The organism is Phenylobacterium sp., from assembly GCF_036963605.1.
GTDB lineage: Bacteria > Pseudomonadota > Alphaproteobacteria > Caulobacterales > Caulobacteraceae > Phenylobacterium.
This window is the reverse complement of record NZ_JBALUY010000044.1, coordinates 1-16443: the sequence shown is the minus strand read 5'-3', so window position 1 is coordinate 16443 and position 16443 is coordinate 1. Positions and strand designations below refer to the sequence as shown.

Annotated in this window: 15 protein-coding genes and 1 tRNA gene; 5 read left to right on the top strand and 11 right to left on the bottom strand. The window is 68.5% G+C overall.

The annotated features are described in order from the left end of the window. Positions 1 to 7: 7 nt before the first annotated feature. The 8 genes from V7702_RS10040 to V7702_RS10005 all read right to left on the bottom strand — a co-directional run bounded on the left by V7702_RS10040 (position 8) and on the right by V7702_RS10005 (position 7191). Positions 8 to 1732 (bottom strand): hypothetical protein, encoded by a 1725-nt coding sequence (locus V7702_RS10040; protein WP_335649975.1) that lies wholly within the window; start codon positions 1730 to 1732, stop codon positions 8 to 10. A gap of 138 nt (positions 1733 to 1870) precedes the next feature. After that, positions 1871 to 2263 carry a hypothetical protein gene (locus V7702_RS10035; protein ID WP_335649974.1) on the bottom strand — a complete coding sequence of 131 codons (393 nt, stop codon included), beginning with the start codon at positions 2261 to 2263 and terminating at the stop codon, positions 1871 to 1873. 90 nt (positions 2264 to 2353) lie between these two features. After that, the gene (locus V7702_RS10030; protein ID WP_335649973.1) at positions 2354 to 2965 is read right to left on the bottom strand and encodes a formyltransferase family protein; all 612 of its coding nucleotides are present in this window, start codon (positions 2963 to 2965) and stop codon (positions 2354 to 2356) included. After that, positions 2962 to 3789, bottom strand: coding sequence for an MBL fold metallo-hydrolase (locus V7702_RS10025; protein ID WP_335649972.1), 828 nt, complete (start codon positions 3787 to 3789; stop codon positions 2962 to 2964). Before V7702_RS10025 ends, V7702_RS10030 begins: the two co-directional genes overlap by 4 nt. Further along, the gene (locus V7702_RS10020) at positions 3786 to 4562 is read right to left on the bottom strand and encodes a TatD family hydrolase (protein ID WP_335649971.1); all 777 of its coding nucleotides are present in this window, start codon (positions 4560 to 4562) and stop codon (positions 3786 to 3788) included. The genes V7702_RS10025 and V7702_RS10020 overlap by 4 nt, the downstream gene beginning before the upstream one ends. A gap of 17 nt (positions 4563 to 4579) precedes the next feature. Beyond that, entirely contained in the window at positions 4580 to 5581 is a 1002-nt protein-coding gene (locus V7702_RS10015) for a DNA polymerase III subunit delta' (RefSeq protein WP_304715406.1), read from the bottom strand. Further along, complete coding sequence (gene tmk / locus V7702_RS10010; protein WP_335649970.1) at positions 5574 to 6215, bottom strand: dTMP kinase; 642 nt, start codon at positions 6213 to 6215, stop codon at positions 5574 to 5576. Before tmk ends, V7702_RS10015 begins: the two co-directional genes overlap by 8 nt. Before the next feature lie 46 nt (positions 6216 to 6261). Then, complete coding sequence (locus tag V7702_RS10005; RefSeq protein ID WP_335649969.1) at positions 6262 to 7191, bottom strand: septal ring lytic transglycosylase RlpA family protein; 930 nt, start codon at positions 7189 to 7191, stop codon at positions 6262 to 6264. 148 nt (positions 7192 to 7339) lie between these two features. On the opposite strand from V7702_RS10005, the gene V7702_RS10000 reads away from it, so the two are divergent. Continuing rightward, a tRNA-Ser gene (locus V7702_RS10000) sits at positions 7340 to 7429 on the top strand. Positions 7430 to 7529: 100 nt separating this feature from the next. On the opposite strand, the gene V7702_RS09995 is transcribed toward V7702_RS10000, so the two are convergent. Further along, entirely contained in the window at positions 7530 to 8231 is a 702-nt protein-coding gene (locus V7702_RS09995; protein WP_335649968.1) for a glutathione S-transferase, read from the bottom strand. 83 nt (positions 8232 to 8314) lie between these two features. Beyond that, on the bottom strand, positions 8315 to 8581 hold the full coding sequence (locus tag V7702_RS09990; RefSeq protein ID WP_335649967.1) for a hypothetical protein: 267 nt from the start codon (positions 8579 to 8581) through the stop codon (positions 8315 to 8317). 317 nt (positions 8582 to 8898) lie between these two features. On the opposite strand from V7702_RS09990, the gene V7702_RS09985 reads away from it, so the two are divergent. Both V7702_RS09985 and V7702_RS09980 read left to right on the top strand, forming a co-directional pair. After that, positions 8899 to 9105 carry a hypothetical protein gene (locus tag V7702_RS09985; protein WP_335649966.1) on the top strand — a complete coding sequence of 69 codons (207 nt, stop codon included), beginning with the start codon at positions 8899 to 8901 and terminating at the stop codon, positions 9103 to 9105. Then, on the top strand, positions 9102 to 11609 hold the full coding sequence (locus tag V7702_RS09980; RefSeq protein WP_335649965.1) for an ATP-binding protein: 2508 nt from the start codon (positions 9102 to 9104) through the stop codon (positions 11607 to 11609). The genes V7702_RS09985 and V7702_RS09980 overlap by 4 nt, the downstream gene beginning before the upstream one ends. A gap of 75 nt (positions 11610 to 11684) precedes the next feature. Here the strand turns inward: V7702_RS09980 and ppc are convergent, their stop codons facing one another. Then, positions 11685 to 14408, bottom strand: coding sequence for a phosphoenolpyruvate carboxylase (gene ppc, locus V7702_RS09975; RefSeq protein WP_335649964.1), 2724 nt, complete (start codon positions 14406 to 14408; stop codon positions 11685 to 11687). Between the two features lie 98 nt (positions 14409 to 14506). Here ppc and lptC point away from each other — a divergent pair, with 98 nt between their 5' ends. Then, positions 14507 to 15112 (top strand): LPS export ABC transporter periplasmic protein LptC, encoded by a 606-nt coding sequence (gene lptC / locus V7702_RS09970; protein WP_335649963.1) that lies wholly within the window; start codon positions 14507 to 14509, stop codon positions 15110 to 15112. Positions 15113 to 15159: 47 nt separating this feature from the next. Continuing rightward, positions 15160 to 16311 carry a glycerophosphotransferase gene (locus tag V7702_RS09965; RefSeq protein WP_335649962.1) on the top strand — a complete coding sequence of 384 codons (1152 nt, stop codon included), beginning with the start codon at positions 15160 to 15162 and terminating at the stop codon, positions 16309 to 16311. Positions 16312 to 16443: the final 132 nt, after the last annotated feature.

The window sequence follows — 16443 nt, the reverse complement described above, 5'->3', positions numbered from 1 at the left end:
TCGTTTGTTACTGAAAGACGTCCGGCGCCAGGGACGCGGCGGCGCACCTGGCGCTGGGATAACGAGTCTGGAAGGCGGATCGATAGCTGCTGTTGAAAGCCGCGTCCGCCGACAGCCGCGCGACCTGGGCGGCCTTGCCCGCCTCCACCCCCTGAAACTCGGCCAGCAGCAGCACGGAATCGCCCCCTTCCACCCGCCCGATGGCGGCGGCCAGGGTATGGGCGCCATTGGCCGGGGCGGCTGAGGGCGGCGCAAAGCCTATGGGCCAGAAGGCCGCCCCCGGGTCCTGTTCAAAGGGCAGCCAGCAGCCCAGGGTCTCGAACCTTGTGCGCACGAAGTCGCCGATGACGGCGTTGCCTTCCAAGGTTTGCTGGAGCATCTCGCCGTCTAGGACCTTGCGGCCGGGATCCAGGACGGTGAGGTTCTCTCCGAAGGCCGCCTGGCGGGCGAAGGCCGGCACGTTCTCGGTCCCATAGGCGGCCACAACGGCCATCGCCTCCAGGGCGTTGATCATCTGGTCCGAGGTGGCGGCCACGCGAGGCGGCGCCGGCGGCGTATCGGGTTCAGGCTCGATCGGCGTAGGCAAGGTGATCCCTACCCGGGCCAGTTCGGCGGCGTCAGCCGCCAGGCAGCGGGATTTCACCGCCGGCGCCTGGGCGAAATCGAGGCCGGGCGGCGTCAGGGTGGGATTGGACTGGGCGACCGCCCACATGACGATGGCCGAATCCACAGCCGACAGGCCCGAGCTTTCCCGCAGCCAACTGCGCATGATCGGGCATTGGGCGTCGAAGGCCTCCAATGTCTGGGCTGTGGTCAGGCCCTCATAGTTGGTTCCGGCCACCTCCCGCAGATAGGCCCGCACGGTCTTGCCCCGCCAGAGCACGTCGTCGAGAAGCTGGCTGGCGCTGCGATCGGAGAGGTCGGGAAAGACGTGGGCCGTGGTGTCGAAGGCCGAGCCCACCGAGATCAGCCGCATCGACATGCGCGGCTCGTTCCCAGCGTCCGGCCGCCAGTCGGCCATGGTCCGGGCCGGGGCCCCCAGATAGACGTGAACCACCTTGGCGCCGCCGGTCTGCGGATCAGCCGAGCCGACCTCGAAGGTCTCGGTGTGGCCGGGCCGGATTTCGGCGCCCACCTGCTCGAGGAACAGGGTCTGGGCCGGCTGGCCGAACGCGACGGAGGCCACGCCTGCGGGTACGCCCGCCAGGGTGGAGAGGGATGTGGCTGCGCCGAAAATCTCCTTCACCCGGGTCGCATCGACCGACTTGGTCTTCCAGCTGATGACCTTGGCCGAGGGACTGGCGCCGCCCGTCACAACCCTGAGCAGAGGCGAACGCACCGGCGAGTTGTTGGACTCCGCGCGACACTTGCTGGCGCTCGAATATCGCGTGACCTGCAGCGGCAGGACTTCGATCTGCGGCTCGGTGTTCGGCGCCCCCGGATAGGCGATCTGAACTCCCGCTCCCCAGGTGGTCTTGCGATCGCTGACGTCGCCCCAGAGCTGGTGGAGGCGCTGGCGCCAGCCGCGCTTGTCCTGCCCGCAGGAAGCCGCGGCCTGGACATTGGCGGGCTCCACGACAAGCTGCACATAGCCCGCCTCTCGAGGCTTGTAGTCGGCCGCCTCGATCCGCTCGCTGCTGGAGGAAAGCTTGATGCGTTCGCCCAGGAAGGGATACCAGCCCGACACCTCCTGAGCGCCGGCCGCGCTTCCCAGGGTGAGAGTCGCCAGCATGCCGAGCCAGGCCCGCGACGTTAAAGGTCCACAACGCATATCCACCTCCCCAGATCGACAGGGAGGATTAAGACCCGCGTTATGCGGACAGTAAAGCCCTAAGCTGCGATACGGGCCGGCTACACGCTGAAGTAAGTTCTAGAAAAGGTCGAGGTCGCCCTCTTCCTCCTCGGGTTGGGCCCCTGCGTCGCCGGTGGCCGCCGCCTGAATCCGGCGCGCCACGTCTCCAAGGGTGAGGCCTTGCAAGGCGGTCGTGAGGTCGACGGCTCCATCGGCCTGAGGTTGCGCGCCCACCTGATGGGCCAGGGCGCCCAGGGCCGCCAGGTGCTGGTTGAGCAGATCCACCGCGTGCAACTCCTGCATCACCTTCATACGCTCGTCCGGGGCCACGAGGTGGAGCAGGCCGCCCAGGGCGCCGTCCAGCCGCTGACAGGCCTCACCGGCGTGAGCGAGCTCCGTGGCCAACACGGCCAGGACCTGGGCGGGACTGATCCAGATGCGCTCGTCGGTCGTGGCGGCCATAGCAGTCATGAATCTCTCCCCAGGGATGGCCAGACTCGCTCAGGCCCGCTTAAGGCGCGGTGAACGGCAGGTGCGTCAGGCCTGCGACCATCTGTCCGCCTATGGGGCGGTGGGCAGGGCGATCTTGCCGGCGACGATGGCCTTCAGGGTCTCAAGATAGAAGTCTGGCTCCAGGGCCGTGACACGCTGGCCCAGGGTCTCGGGGGTGTCGTCGGGCGCGACGGGGACACTCAGACGGGCCACGGCGGGGCCGTGATCGTAGTCGCCGTCCACCACATGGATCACCGCCCCGCTTTCGGCCACCCCGGCGGCGATCACCGCCTCGTGGACCCGGGCGCCATACATCCCCTCCCCGCCAAATCGTGGCAGGGGACCGGGGTGGATGTTGAGGATCCGACCGGGAAAGGCCGCCAGCACCTTTGGGCCCAGGCGTCGCAGGTAGCCCGACAGAATGACGAGATCGACGCCGGCGTCCGTCAGCGCGTCGGCCAGCTGGGCGTCGGCCGCCTCCGGGTCATCGCGAGTGGGGATGCAGAGGCTCTTCAGGCCGGCGGCGCGGGCCGCCTCCAGGGCCGGCGCCTGGCGGTTGTTGCTGACGGCGAGCACCCCCTGAGCGGCCAGGTCACCTTCGGCGATGGCCGCCAGGATGGCGCGCATGCTGCTGCCGTTGCGAGATGCGAGGAAACCGAGCCTAAGGGGCTGATCAGTCAAGAGATTGTGGCGCCAAGCTGATGTTGAAAACGAAGCCCGTCAAAGGCCGGCTCGACGCCCTCGGGCAGCCGCGAGGCCAGGTCTTCGAAGTCCAGATCGATGTGCAGATTGGTCAGGATGGCTCGGCGGGGCGCCAAGCGCTCGATCCAGGACAGGGCCAGGTCCACATGGGCATGTGTCGGGTGCGGTCGCCAGCGCAGCGCGTCGACAATCCACACGTCGAGTCCCTGCAGCGCTTCGAACGACTCTTCGGGAAGATCTACCAGATCGCTGGAATAGGCCACGTCGCCAAACCGGTAGCCCACCGAGCGCACCGCCCCATGGTCCTGGTCGAAGGTCGCCACGGGGATCGCGCCGCTGGGCCCTTCGATCGCGAAATCCTGGCCCAGGGGCGGCAGCATTACCGGGTCGCAGATGGCGGGATAGCCGCCGTCGGCCTCGAAGATGTAGCCGAACCGCCTCGCCATGGTCTTCCAGGTGGCGGCGTCCATGTGGCAGGGAATGCGGGCGCGCTGGCGGATGAAGAAGGCCCGCACATCGTCGATGCCGTGCACCTGGTCGGCATGGTCGTGGGTCAGAAGCACGGCGTCCAGGCGGGTGACGCCAGCGCCCGCCGTCTGCAGCCGCAGGTCAGGCGAGGTGTCCACCAGCACCGTGGTCATGGCTGCCTCGGCCTCGGCCCCCACCCGCCGCACCAGCATCGAGCAGCGGGAGCGGGCGTTGCGGGGATCTTTGGGATCGCAGGCGCCCCAGTCGCCGTCGGCCCGCGGCACGCCGCCGGACGAGCCGCTGCCCAGGATGGTGAACTCCAGGGTTCCGCTCACGGGCGGGGAATCCTGTCGAACAGGGCGAAGAAGGCGTCCTCGGTGCGCGCCTCGGCCTCGGCGAGGCCCCACCCGCGGATCTCCGCCAGCTTGGCCAGCACGTGGGGCAGATAGGCCGGCTCGTTGCGCCGCCCCCGCTGGGGGACCGGCGCGAGATAGGGGCAGTCGGTCTCGACGATGATGCGGTCTGCCGGCATGTCGGCGATCACGTCGCGGACGTCCTGGGCGGCCTTGAAGGTGGCGATGCCTGACACCGAGAACCAGGCGCCCAACGCTGCGGCCCGCCGGGCCAGGTCCGCGCCGCTGGTGTAGCAGTGCATGAGCATGCGGAAGGGGCCGGCGGCGTATTCCTCTTCCAGGATGGCGGCCATGACCTCGTCGGCCTCGCGGGTGTGGACCACCAGGGGCAGGCCCGTCTCGCGGGCCGCCGCCACATGGGCGCGGAACACACGGGCCTGAATGTCCCGGGGGCTGAGGTCGTAGTGGAAGTCGAGGCCGGTCTCGCCGATGCCCACCACCTTGGGATCGGCCGCCAGGTCGATCAGGGTCTGGGCCGAGAGGTCGGGGTCTTCCTTGGCCTCGTGGGGATGGGTGCCGACGGTGCACCAGATGTCGGGCGCCTCGGCCACGGCGCGTACGGCGGAAAAGCCCGAGACCTTGTCGCTGATATTGACCATCAGGGCGATGCCGGCGCCTCGGGCGCGTTCGATCACTTCGGCCCGGTCCTCATCGAACTGGGGGGCGTGCAGATTGACGTGGCTGTCGATGAGCATGGATCAGCGGCGATCGGTCAGGCGCGGGCGGCGATCCGCAGCTCGCGAAGCACCGAAAACAGGGCGTCGGCGCGATCGAGGTTCAGGCCCTCGACCTCGCGCGGGAGGACGGTGAGCCTCTCCCATGCCTGCGCCCAGGGATCAAGGCCGCCCTGGCCCGATCTCGCCCGCTCCCGCACCAGGGTGTGGATGCGCTCGCCCAGGCGATCGAGGAAGAGGGTGAAGTTGGCCGCCCCCTCCCCGCCCCGGAACCGGTCGGTGAGCGCCAGGGCCGCGGCCTCGTCCAGGTCCGGCAGGCGCCCCAGGATCTCGCGGGCCGCATCGTCCAGGGCGATGGCCGGGCCGGCGGCCAGAGTCAGCGCCCGGCCAGGCGCCTCGCCCGACATCCGCGCCAGCCGCAGGGCCTCCTCCGGATTGGCGCTGGTGTGGTCGCGCACGAAGGCCGCCGTCGCCTCCAGGCCCAACGGCCGAAACAGCAGGCGCCGGCACCGTGAGCGGATGGTGGGCAAGAGCCTTCCCGGAGAATGGGAGACGATGAAGATCACGCCCCGGGGCGGCGGCTCCTCCAGGGTCTTGAGCACGGCGTTGGCGGCGTTGACGTTCAGGTCGTCGGCCGGATCGATGATCGCCACCCGATGGGGGGCCGAGGCCGGCGACTTGGAGAAGAAGTCCGAGAGCTTGCGCGCCTCGTCCACGGGGATGGATTTGCGCAGCTTGCCGTCCTCGCCCATCCGCTCGATGACCAGCAGGTCGGGGTGCGAGCGGGCGGAGACCTGGCGGGCGATGGGATGGTCGGGATCGACGCCCAGCACGCCATGCCCCTTGGCCGGCGGCGCGCCCAGCAGGCGACGGGCGGCGCGATAGGCGAAGGTCGCCTTGCCCACGCCTTCCGGCCCGGTCAGCAGCCAGGCGTGATGCAGGCGGCCTCGGGCGCGGGCATCCTCGAAGGCGGCCTCGGACGCCTCGTGGCCGGTGAGGTCAAAGACGTCGCGAGGATGGGGCGGGGCGGCGTCAGCCACGGGGGGCGGCTCCCAGACGTTCCTCCAGGGCCAGCCAGATCGACAGGCTGACGGCGTCCAGGGCCTGGGTCGCGTCGATGACGCAGCAGCGCTCCGGCTCGGCCGCGGCGATGTCCAGGAAGGCTTGGCGCAGCCGGCTGTGGAAGGCTTCGCCCTTGGACTCAAACCGCGTCTCGGCGCCGGCCCGGCTGGCGGCCCGGGCCAGGCCGGTTTCCGGCGGCAGGTCGAGGATCAGGGTCAGGTCGGGGCGGACGCCGTCCAGCACATGGGTTTCCAGGGCGGCGATGAAGGCCGGGTCGGTCCCGCCGGCGGCCCCCTGATAGGCCCGGGTGGAATCGGCGAAGCGGTCGCACAGCACCCAGGCGCCCCGGGCCAGGGCCGGGCCGATCACCCGCTCCACATGGTCGCGGCGGGCGGCGTACATCAGCAGGGTCTCGGTCATGGCCGACCAGCGATCGGCCTCCCCCCGCACCAGCAGGTCGCGGATGGCCTCGGCGCCCGGCGAGCCGCCCGGCTCGCGGGTGGCCACCACCTCGTGGCCGGCGCCGGACAGGCGCTCGGTCAGGCGGCGCAGCTGGGTGGACTTGCCGCCCCCCTCCCCGCCTTCGAATGTGATGAAACGGCCCTGGCTCACAGGCCCCAAATTGGCCGTTTCGCCGCGTAAGTCCAGGGGTCGAGGTTCAGTAGGGGTGGATGACCCGGGCGTCGGTGAATCCTGCGCGGGCCACCTGGTCGCGCACGGCCCAGGCCTGGCCCTCGTCGGCGCCCACCTCTAGGATCACGCGATAGAAGCCGCCGCCGGTGGGTTCCACCACGGCCTGGCCGGCATGGGCCAGTTGGCCTGCCACGTAGTCCGCCTTGGCCCGGTCGCCGAAGGCCGCGGCCTGCACCCGGTAATTGGCGGCTGGCGGCGCGTAGACGGGTTCGGGCGCAATCGGCGGCAGGACCGCCGCGGGCGGCGGCGGCGCTGGCGGCGGCGTGTTCTGGGCCAGCTGCGTATAGGGGATGGGCGCGCGCGGCAGGGCGGGCGCGGGCTCAGCCCGGGCGGTGCGCACCCCCAGATCGCCGCCGCCGCCCAGGGGCGCACGGCCGACGTAGCGGACCCGCACCTTGGCCAGGCCCTTGGACTCGTACCCCAGCTCGCGGGCCGCGGCTCGGGACAGGTCGATGATCCGGTCGCCGACGAAGGGGCCGCGGTCATTGACCCGCACGACCACCTTGCGACCGTTCTCCAGATTGGTGACCTCCACCAGGCTCGGCAGCGGCAGGGTGGTGTGGGCCGCGGTCATGGCGTTCATGTCGAAGGTCTCGCCATTGGCCGTGGCCTTGGCGTGGAACTGCGACCCGTACCAGGAGGCCGTGCCGACCTTGTTGTAGCCGGGATCTTCCCGCGGCACGTACCAGACGCCGCCCACCTGATAGGGCTTGCCCACCTTGTAGGCCCCACCGGCGCCGGTGGCCGCCCGGCCCCCCTGCGAGGCGTCGGCGTCGGGCAGGCGGTGGGAGAGCTTCGGCTTGGGCGCCGCACACGCCGTGAGCGCCAGCGCGCCCAGGCTGACCACCACCAGGCCCCGCACGGCGCGGGCGTCCATATCCCGGACCAGACCCATCTTCGCCTCCTTGGCACGGGCGCCTCGGCCAACGTGCTTACCGGAGTGTGAAGGCCGGGCCTTGAGACGAGGTTAAGCTGACGCCGCCTTCCCGCCCCGCATCAGACGTTGGAAGCCCGCGCCAACGCCTGCTATAGGCCGCCCCTCCGGACGGGTGGCCGAGTGGTTTAAGGCAGCGGTCTTGAAAACCGCCGTGGGTGAAAGCTCACCGTGGGTTCGAATCCCACCCCGTCCGCCACGATTTCGCTCGCGGCAGTTTCGCTTCGCTCAAAGCCTCCGCGGGGGCGGCCTGTTCGGCCGGTCGCGCGGTCGCGCTCCGGGTGTTTCACCAGCGCCTGCTAGTCGCCCAGGACCTTGCGGAGCGAGGCCTCGATCTCGCCGCCGCACCAGGCCTCGCCATAGTCGGCCTTGGCCTGCTCTGCCAGGGCGGCGAGCGGTGGCAGGGCGGCGACCCGGCGCGACAGGGCCGCCGTCATCGGGGCGGCGTCGCGCAGGATGGCGTCCAGGGCGGGAAAGCGGTCGGACATGGTGGTCCACAGGGTGGCGGTGACCACATCGGCCACGCCCGGCGCCTCCCCGCCCAGCAGGAAGCCCGAGGTCTCCGTCAGGCCATGGCGTCGCCCGGTCTCCTCCCAGAACGACATCCATTTGCGCAACCGAGGCTCGAACTCCGCCCAGCGGTCCTTGGTCCACATCTGGCGGCCGCCATCCAGAGTCAGCTCGTCGATGACGTCATTGGCGTCGTGGACCACCTTCATCGTCATGGCCCGGGCCGCAGGCGTCGCGGGCAGCAGGTCCAGGGTCTCCCCCAGATAGAGGATGATGGCCGGCATCTGCGCGATGGCCACATCGGCCGCCCCATCCACCAGCACCGGCGGCCCCATGAAGGGGACGGGCATGTCGGCCACGGGCTTGCCCATAAGCGCGGAGATCTCGTCGGCGCCGGCCTCGGTCCAGTCCTGGCCTGCGAAGGCCAGCACGGCGCGCACGAACTGGCCGCGGAACGGCATGGGCCAGTAGTAGAGTTTGTAGTCGGACATCCTCGCGCTCCCTCTGACGGCTGCGCCCCTTCAACGCAGGGCCCGCAGGGGGCGTTCACGGGAAAGGCGCGCGACGCGAGGCCCTAGCCGCCGGCCACCCCGTGGATCTCCGCCAGCAGCCGCTCGGCCACATGGATCGGCCGGGCCTGCCCGACAGGCCCGCTGAGTTCGCCCAGCTCACAGCGCACATGGACGGTGTCGCCGACCACCCGGTAGCGCCCCGTCATCACCACGTCGCCCAACTGACAGCTGAACGCCTGCTCGTCCCCTGACCGCCCTCGAAACTTGACGAAGGCCAGGCACAGCCCGGCGGCGAGCACCCCCAGAGCCGCAAGATCATCGATGCTCATGCTCTGTCCCCCACCCCCGCGATGCTGCCGCAGGCGGAGCTGCTTGGCGAGCGGGGTTTGGGGTTATGGGCTCTCGGCTAGGCTCCTAGCAGACATTCAAAAGGTCTGGACTAGGACAAGGCTCTGATGCGCTGGAACCGAAGTTCAGTGCCCCCCAAGCTGGTAGCGACAGAACGGAAAGGGGCATTCCTCACATGTTCAGAGGTGAGCGGCCAATAAAACAAGCGATTATGCCCGAAGGGCGGCAATTGATGACACATCCAGTCCTTGTGGTGCAGCTTGAGTGTTTGCTAGCATTTCAGCGGGAGAGCGTGCGCATGACGGTATTTGAAACAGAAGACGAAAATCAGAACGAAGCTGTAGCGACCGTCGCTGGGGCCGTGCTCGCTTCATTCTTCGACGCGCTCGAAAAGGCCGATGGCCTTAGCGATGTGGCAGCGCGGCTGCGGAAGGTCGTCATGGAGGACGGCGTGATGGCCGAGCCTGCCATTCGTCAAGCACTATTCCCGAATGACGAGACATGATCCGGATCGACAAAATCCGCATCCACAGGTTCCGGGGCATAATTGATCTTGAGCTGGAGCCAAAAGGCGCAAACTTCGCGGCGTGCGGTCCTAACGGTACGGGCAAGAGCGGCATTGTTGACGCCATTGAGTTTGGGCTGACGGGCAAGCTGTCACGGCTTTCTGGGTACGGGACAGGCGATTTGTCGGTTGCCAAGCATGGCCCGCATGTGGACTTCCGGGGGAAGCCCGACGAGGCTTTTGTCGAAATCGACCTCGTCATACCTTCGCTGGGCAAGGCGGCGAAGATCGTTCGAACGGTCAAGGCTGCAGCCGCGCCGACTATCACGCCAGCGGACCCCGACATCCTAACTATCTTGGAGGAAGTCGCACTACATCCCGAGTTCGTACTCTCGCGGCGCGAGCTGATCGACTACATCATCGCCAAACCAGGCGACCGTGCGGAGGAGGTCCAGGCGCTGCTGCGCCTTGGGCAGGTCGATAAACTGCGCGAGCTCCTCAACAAGATAGCCAATGCCTGCAAGAAGGAGGCAACGACCGCTGCGGCTACCGAGAAGGATGTGGTGGCGCCGCTGCTAACGGCGCTTGGTATCGAAACCCTGAGCAAAGCGCTGGTGCTTGCGGCCGTCAATCCGAAGCGCGAAATTCTCGGGCTTCAGCCCCTGACAGAATTGGCCGCTGACACTTCGCTCGCGGAAGGTGTTGAGAAGGGCCCTGGTGACGGCGTGCTGATGCGCGTGCCCAAGGTGCAGGCGGGGGCAGACGTGAAAGCGCTAAAGAGCGCCCTGGCGGTGCTTACCAATCCCGCCTTCAAGGACCTCTGCGCTACCCTCTCTACGGTAGCTTCGACGCTTGCTGCGGACCCGGCCAGTGCTGAAGGGGTGAAGCGCGAAACGCTGCTGAACGCTGCTCTTAATCTCTACGACAGCGAGCAGTGCCCGGTCTGCGACACGCCCTTCGCGCCGGACGAGTTCGTGGCGCATCTCAAGGAAAAGCTGGAACATCTCAGCGACGTCGCGGCCCGGCGTCAGGATATCGAGAAGAAGCTAGAGCCGGTTCTGGAGGCCATTCAGGCTGCGGGAACCGCGCTCGCGGCCGTCATCGCTCATGGGCCGAATTTCGAACCGAAGCAGGAGATGGGAGCGCTGGTCGGCGCGAAGCAGACGCTGCTCGGGCGCTTCCAGCAGATCAAAAAGCTGCTGCCGCTCGAAGACACGGCTGCTGTCTTGGCCGCAGGTTTCGAATTGTCGGAGATCCAGTCGGGGATCAGCGTGGTAGATGCGGCAATCGCCGCCCTACCTGAACCCGACACGCAAGTCGCCGCAAGAGACTTCCTCCTCCTGGCCCAAGAGCGGCTAGAGCGGTACCGCGAGGCGCGACAGAAGCACGTCGCCGCGCAGAAGCGCGCGGAGCTGTCAGCGCAAGTCTATAAGGTCTACGGCGATACAACGACAGCAGCGCTCGAAGGTATCTACACGCAGGTCCAAGACACATTTGCGGAGCTCTATCGCGAGATCAACCGCGAGGATGAGGGCAGCTTCACCGCGAAGCTGACGCCGTCGATTGGCAAGCTCGGGTTCGATGTCGATTTCTATGGCCGTGGTCCGTTTCCGCCGGGCGCCTACCATAGCGAGGGGCACCAGGACGGGATGGGCGTCTGCCTATATCTCGCGCTGATGAACCATCTGCTTGGTAACAGCTTCACGCTCGCCGTCTTCGACGACGTGCTGATGTCCGTCGATACGGGCCATCGCCGAGAAGTGTGCGCGCTCCTTCAGAAGCACTTCCCAGAGACGCAGTTCATCCTCACCACCCATGATGACGTCTGGCTGCAGCACATGCGGACCGAAGGTCTCATCAAGGGGAAGGGCTTCGCGCACTTCAAAAATTGGAGCGTCGAGACTGGGCCCAAAGTATGGTCCGGGGCGGATATCTGGGAAGAGATCGACGGCCATCTGGCGTTGGACGAAGTGGCCGTCGCTGGCGGGAAACTACGGCGCTACCTCGAATACTTCGCGGGAGAGATGTGCGACCGCCTACGCGGCACGGTTCAGTACCGTGCTGATGGGCGGTTCGAACTTAGCGACCTATTGAACGGCGCGGCGAGCGCCACGATGGACGCATTCAAGGCGGCGAATAAGTCCGCTAACTCGTGGGGAAAGGCTGAGTTGGTCGAACATATTGGTGCGCGAAAGGCCGCGTTCGCGGCGGCGCGCGAAGAGACCAAGTTCGACCAGTGGCAGGTTAACGCGGCTGTGCACTACAACGCCTGGGCCAACCTGAAGAAGGAAGATTTCCAGCCTGTCGTGGCGGCATTCCGGAAATTCACCGAGCAATTCTACTGCGATAACTGCAAGGAGCCCTTGGCCATTTTGCCCAAGTTTCACGATAAGCAGGCGCTGAAGTGCGCGTGCGACAAGTCGAGTCTGAATCTTGTGGCTAAGGCTGGTGGCGGCGCGAACGAAAGCCAGCCGAAAGCGGAGGCCGCCACGTTCACCCCATAAGTCCGCAAAGCGGCGTTGGAGGCTCGATGTCGGCGGCCCGATTGTCTGCTGTTGACACACAATCGCCCTCTCCCCCTACCCCGTATTCCTCAACCCCGCCGCGATGCCGTTGATCGTCAGGTGAATCCCGTCGTGGACGGCTTCGGTGTCTTCGCCGCGGCGCAGGCGGCTCAGGAGTTCGATCTGCAGGTGGTTCAGGGGGTCGATATAGGGCAGGCGTGAGCGGATGGTGGCGGCGAGGTCCGGGTTGTGGTCCAGCAGGGCCGACTGGCCGGTGATGGCCAGGACCGCCTCGGTGGTGCGGTCCCACTCGGCGCGGATGTCGCCAAAGACGCTGTCGGCCAGGGCGCGATCCTCCACCAGGCCTGCGTAGCGGGCGGCGATGGCCATGTCGCCCTTGACCAGCACCATCTCCATATTTGCCGTCATCGAGGAGAAAAAGGGCCAGCTCTCCTGCAACTCTTTCAGGTGGGCGATGGAGACGCCGGACCGGGCCACCGCCGAGCCGAAGCCGTACCAGCCCGGCAGCATGGCCCGCGACTGGGCCCAGGAGAACACCCACGGAATGGCCCGCAGGCCCTCGATGGTGCGCTTGGCCTGGCGGGAGGTCGGGCGGCTGCCGATGTTCAGGTCGGCGATCTCGCTGATCGGGGTGGCGGCGAAGAAGTAGTCGACGAAGCCCGGCCGCTCGTAAACCAGCGCGCGATAGGCGGCCATGGCTTCGCGGGCCATGGCGTCCATGGCCTCGGCGTGGGGGGCGGCCTGTTCGGTGGCTGCGGGCTTGCGCAGGGAGGCCAGGATGGTGCCGGCGGCCAGGGTCTCCAGGCTCTGGCGGGCGATCTCGGGGTCGGCGTACTTGTTGGCCACCACCTCGCCCTGCTCGGTCACCCGGATGCGGCCGCCTATCGTGCCCGGCGGCTGGGCCAGCAGGGCCTCGAAGCTGGAGCCCCCGCCCCGGCCCACCGCCCCGCCGCGGCCATGGAACAGCTGCAGCCGCACGCCGGCCTCGCGGGAGACGTCGGCGAGCGCGATGGAGGCCTGGTTCAGCTCCCAGGTGGAAGTGAGATAGCTGCCATCCTTGTTGGAGTCCGAATAGCCGATCATCACCTCCTGCACGCCCACCGGCGCCACCAGCTCGGCGATCAGGGGCAGGCCAAGGTAGCGGCGCATGATGTCGGGCGCGGCCCGCAGGTCGGCGATGGTCTCGAACAGGGGCTCGGCGAAGACCTGGGTGTGGGCCGGCCCCTCCCCGTCCGCGGCCGGCGTATAGAGCCCCACCTCCTTGAGCAGCACATAGACCTCCAGCAGGTCGGAGACCGACTGGGTGTTGGAGACGATGTGGGCGCGGATGGCGTCGCGGCCATAGCGGCGCTTCAGGTCGGCGGCTGCGGTCAGGATGTCGTACTCGCGCCTCGCCTCCTCGCTGTAGTCGGCGAAGGGGGTGTGGAGCAGGCGGCCGTGGGCGAGCTCTCCCAGCAGCAGGTCGCACCGGGCGTCCTCATCCAGGGCCTCATAGTCGGGACAGACGCCCGCCCCCTTCAGCAATTCGGCCACCACCCGGGCGTGCACCGCGGAGTTTTGGCGCAGGTCGAGGCGGGCCAGGTGGAAGCCGAAGATCTCCACCCCGCGGATCAGGTCCGGCAGGGAGCCTTGCGCAAACGCCTCCCCATAGCTGGCGATCAGGGCGTCCTGCACCGCCTGGAGGTCGGCCTTCAGGGCGTCGGGTCCGTCATAGGGGGCGGCGGGGCCGGCAGGCGGCCTGGGCGGCGCCTCGCCGGTCAGCAGCGGATAGGTGGCCGCCAGCCTGGCATAGATGCCGGTCAGCGCCCGGCGATAGGGCTCGTCGGCCCGCTGGGGCGAGTCGTCGGGCGAGGCCTCGGCCAGGGCCAGCAGGGGCGGCGGGATCGCCTCGGGCTCGCCGCTGATGGAGAGCTCGGCGCCGAGGCTGTGGATCTGGTCGAGATAGAGTCGAAGGGCGGCGCGCGACTGCCGCGCCATGGCCCGGCGCATCACCGCCTGGGTGACATTGGGATTGCCGTCCCGGTCGCCGCCGACCCAGGAGCCGACCCGCAGGAAGGAGGGCAGCCGCTCCGGATGACCCAGCACGTCGAGCCAGTGCTCGTAGAGCCGGGGCAATTCGGTGAGGAAGCTGCGCTCGAAATAGGAGACCGAGGTCTCGATCTCGTCCTCCACGCCCAGCTTGACCCGCCGCAGCAGCCGGGTGCGCCAGAGGATCGACACCTGCCGCAGCAGGTCGCGGTCGAGGATTGGCCGGGTGACGGCGGCGTCCCCCGTCTCGTCCTCCGCGTCGTCCATGGCGTCGAGGATGTTGGCGATGGCCGCCTGTCGGTCGAGCACGCTCTTGCGGCGAACCTCGCTGGGGTGGGCGGTGATCACCGGCGCCACCAGGGCTCCGGCCAGCAGCTCCATCACCTCGTCCAAACCGATCCCATCGGCCTGCAGGGTGCGCAGGGCGCCGGCCAGGGTGTCGGGACGCGCGTCCCCGTCCCGGCCCTTGCGGCGCTGGATCTGGTCCTCGGCGATATTGGTGATCAGCAGGAAACAGGCGAAGGAATGGGCGAACCGCACCGTCTCGGCGGGGCTCAGTCTCGCCAGCCGCGCGTCCATCAGCCGGCTGGCCTCCGCCGTCCCCTCCCGGTGGAAGGCGACCGAGGCCTGGCGGATGTCCTCGATCTGCCGGAACACCGCCTCCCCGTCCTGGGTGCGGATGGCGTCGCCGAGGACGCGGCCCAGCAGGCGGACATTGGTGCGAAGCTTGGTCGGCAGGGACTGAGTCATGGGCAAGAGGCAAAACCCGCACTGGCCGGAAGTCAAACGGCCTTAGTCATGTTAACCCGATGGGAGCCCGCAATTGCAGGCAGGGAGCGAACACGGCCATGGCGATGGGCGCCGCAAACCTGATGACCCCGGCTGAGCGCCGCGCCCGCCGTCTGGTGCAGGTCCGGCGCCTGCGCCGCATCCTGCCGATCGCGGCCATCGCCCTGCTGGCGATCTGCCTGCTGCAGGTGGTGGTCGGCGGGTTTTCCGGCGCGACGCCCGAGGCCGCGCAAGCTGACGCGGCCAGGATGCTGAGCCCGCGGTTTTCCGGCCGCGCGCCGGACGGCCGCCGCTTCGCCATCACCGGCGAGAGCGGCGTGCGCAGCGAGGCGGACCTGAACCAGATCGATATCGCCGCGCCGGTGCTCACCCTGCAGGACGGCGAGCGGATCCAGCGCATGACCGCCCGGACCGGGGTTTATGACGAGGCGGCTCACACCCTGCGCCTGATCGGCGAGGTAAAGATCGACACTGGCGGCCAGGCCCAGCTGTCGGCCCGCGAGGCGGTGATCGACACCCGCACCGGCGCCATCAGCGGCCAGAAGGGTCTGACGGTCCAGGCCGGCGCGCGCGAGGTCCAGGCCGACTCCTTCGCCACCGACGAGGACGGTGACCGCATCATTCTGAAAGGTGGGGTCCGTGGGCGCCTTGAGGCGCCGCGGTGAGCGCGCGCCATTGCCACGCTGGTCGGACTCGGCCACTGGCCTAGGCCATGGCCCGCCGCGAACCGTCCACCAAGGTCTGCTTCCTCTATATCGCGCAGACCCACCAGATCCTGCACAGCCTGCCCATCGCCGTGGCCCTGGCCAGGGGCTGGCCGCAGTTCGAGGTGCACCTGGCGGCCACATCCCAGGGCCAGCTCGACTATATCGACGAGGTGCTGACCAGGCTCGGCGGCGCCCCGGTGCGGCCCGTGCTTCTTGGCCCGGCCTGGCTGCGAGCGGTGCGACTGAACGGCGCTTCGGCGCCGCCCAAGGCCGCCATGCTGGTCGCCAATCTCGGCCGCTTCGCCAGCTACGGGGCGGTGGTGACTCCCGAGCGGACCACAGCCCTGATCCGGCGCCTGGGCGTGACCGGTCCCAGGCTCGTCTACACTCAGCACGGCGCCGGCGACCGGGGCGGCCCCTTCGAGCCGCGCCTTCGCCTGTTCAACCTGGTCATGGCGGCGGGGCCCAAGCAGCGGGACCGGATGGTGGAAAGCGGCCTGGTGCGGCCCGAGGCCTGCGCCATGGTCGGCTATCCCAAGTTCGATATCGTCGAGGCGCTGACGCCGCAGCCGCGTAAGCCCTTCGCCGACGACCGTCCGGTGGTGGTCTATAATCCCCACTTCGACCCGCGCCTCAGCTCCTGGCCCCGCTTCGGTCGCCGGGTGCTGGAGCAGTTCGCGGCGAATGACCGCTACAACCTGATCTTCGCCCCCCACATCCGCTTGGCCGACGAAGCCCCGACCGCCACCTGCGAGGCGGTCGCCCCCTTCGCCGATCATCCGCGCATCCATATCGATCTGGGCGGGCCGGCGGCGATCGACATGACCTATACCCGCAGCGCAGACCTCTATCTGGGCGACGTCTCCAGCCAGATCTACGAGTTCCTGCGCGCGCCGCGACCGGCGGTGTTCCTGAACGCCCATGGCGTGGATTGGCGGGGCGACGAAAGCTATCTGCACTGGACCTACGGCCCCGTGCTCGACACTCCCGAGCACCTGCTCGACCGGCTAGACGGCGCCTTTACAAGCCACGGCGCCTATCTGGCGGCGCAGCAGGCCGGCTTCGCGGCAAGCTTCGATATCCAGCCCCGCCCTTCGTCTGATCGCGCCGCCGAGGCTATCGCCCTCCTGCTGGGTTCCAGGCGCGCTGCGGCATGAGCGCCCAGCCGCCCCGCGACGGCGTGCTGCGCCGGGTGCTCGCCAATACCGGGGTCCTGCTGGGCGGCCGGGCGGTGAACGCCGTGCTCAGCCTTGGCTATATGGCGCTGGCGGCGCGGTCCCTGGGGATCG

Bases quoted from the DNA above. Each gene is read 5' to 3' on its own strand.
- V7702_RS09995 (WP_335649968.1), bottom strand. From the start codon at position 8,231: ATGTCCGACTACAAACTCTACTACTGGCCCATGCCGTTCCGCGGCCAG.
- V7702_RS10020 (WP_335649971.1), bottom strand. From the start codon at position 4,562: ATGCTCATCGACAGCCACGTCAATCTGCACGCCCCCCAGTTCGATGAG.
- V7702_RS09985 (WP_335649966.1), top strand. From the start codon at position 8,899: ATGACGGTATTTGAAACAGAAGACGAAAATCAGAACGAAGCTGTAGCG.
- V7702_RS10005 (WP_335649969.1), bottom strand. From the start codon at position 7,191: ATGGGTCTGGTCCGGGATATGGACGCCCGCGCCGTGCGGGGCCTGGTG.
- V7702_RS09980 (WP_335649965.1), top strand. From the start codon at position 9,102: ATGATCCGGATCGACAAAATCCGCATCCACAGGTTCCGGGGCATAATT.
- V7702_RS09965 (WP_335649962.1), top strand. From the start codon at position 15,160: ATGGCCCGCCGCGAACCGTCCACCAAGGTCTGCTTCCTCTATATCGCG.
- V7702_RS09990 (WP_335649967.1), bottom strand. From the start codon at position 8,581: ATGAGCATCGATGATCTTGCGGCTCTGGGGGTGCTCGCCGCCGGGCTG.
- V7702_RS10040 (WP_335649975.1), bottom strand. From the start codon at position 1,732: ATGCTGGCGACTCTCACCCTGGGAAGCGCGGCCGGCGCTCAGGAGGTG.
- V7702_RS10035 (WP_335649974.1), bottom strand. From the start codon at position 2,263: ATGACTGCTATGGCCGCCACGACCGACGAGCGCATCTGGATCAGTCCC.
- ppc (WP_335649964.1), bottom strand. From the start codon at position 14,408: ATGACTCAGTCCCTGCCGACCAAGCTTCGCACCAATGTCCGCCTGCTG.
- lptC (WP_335649963.1), top strand. From the start codon at position 14,507: ATGGCGATGGGCGCCGCAAACCTGATGACCCCGGCTGAGCGCCGCGCC.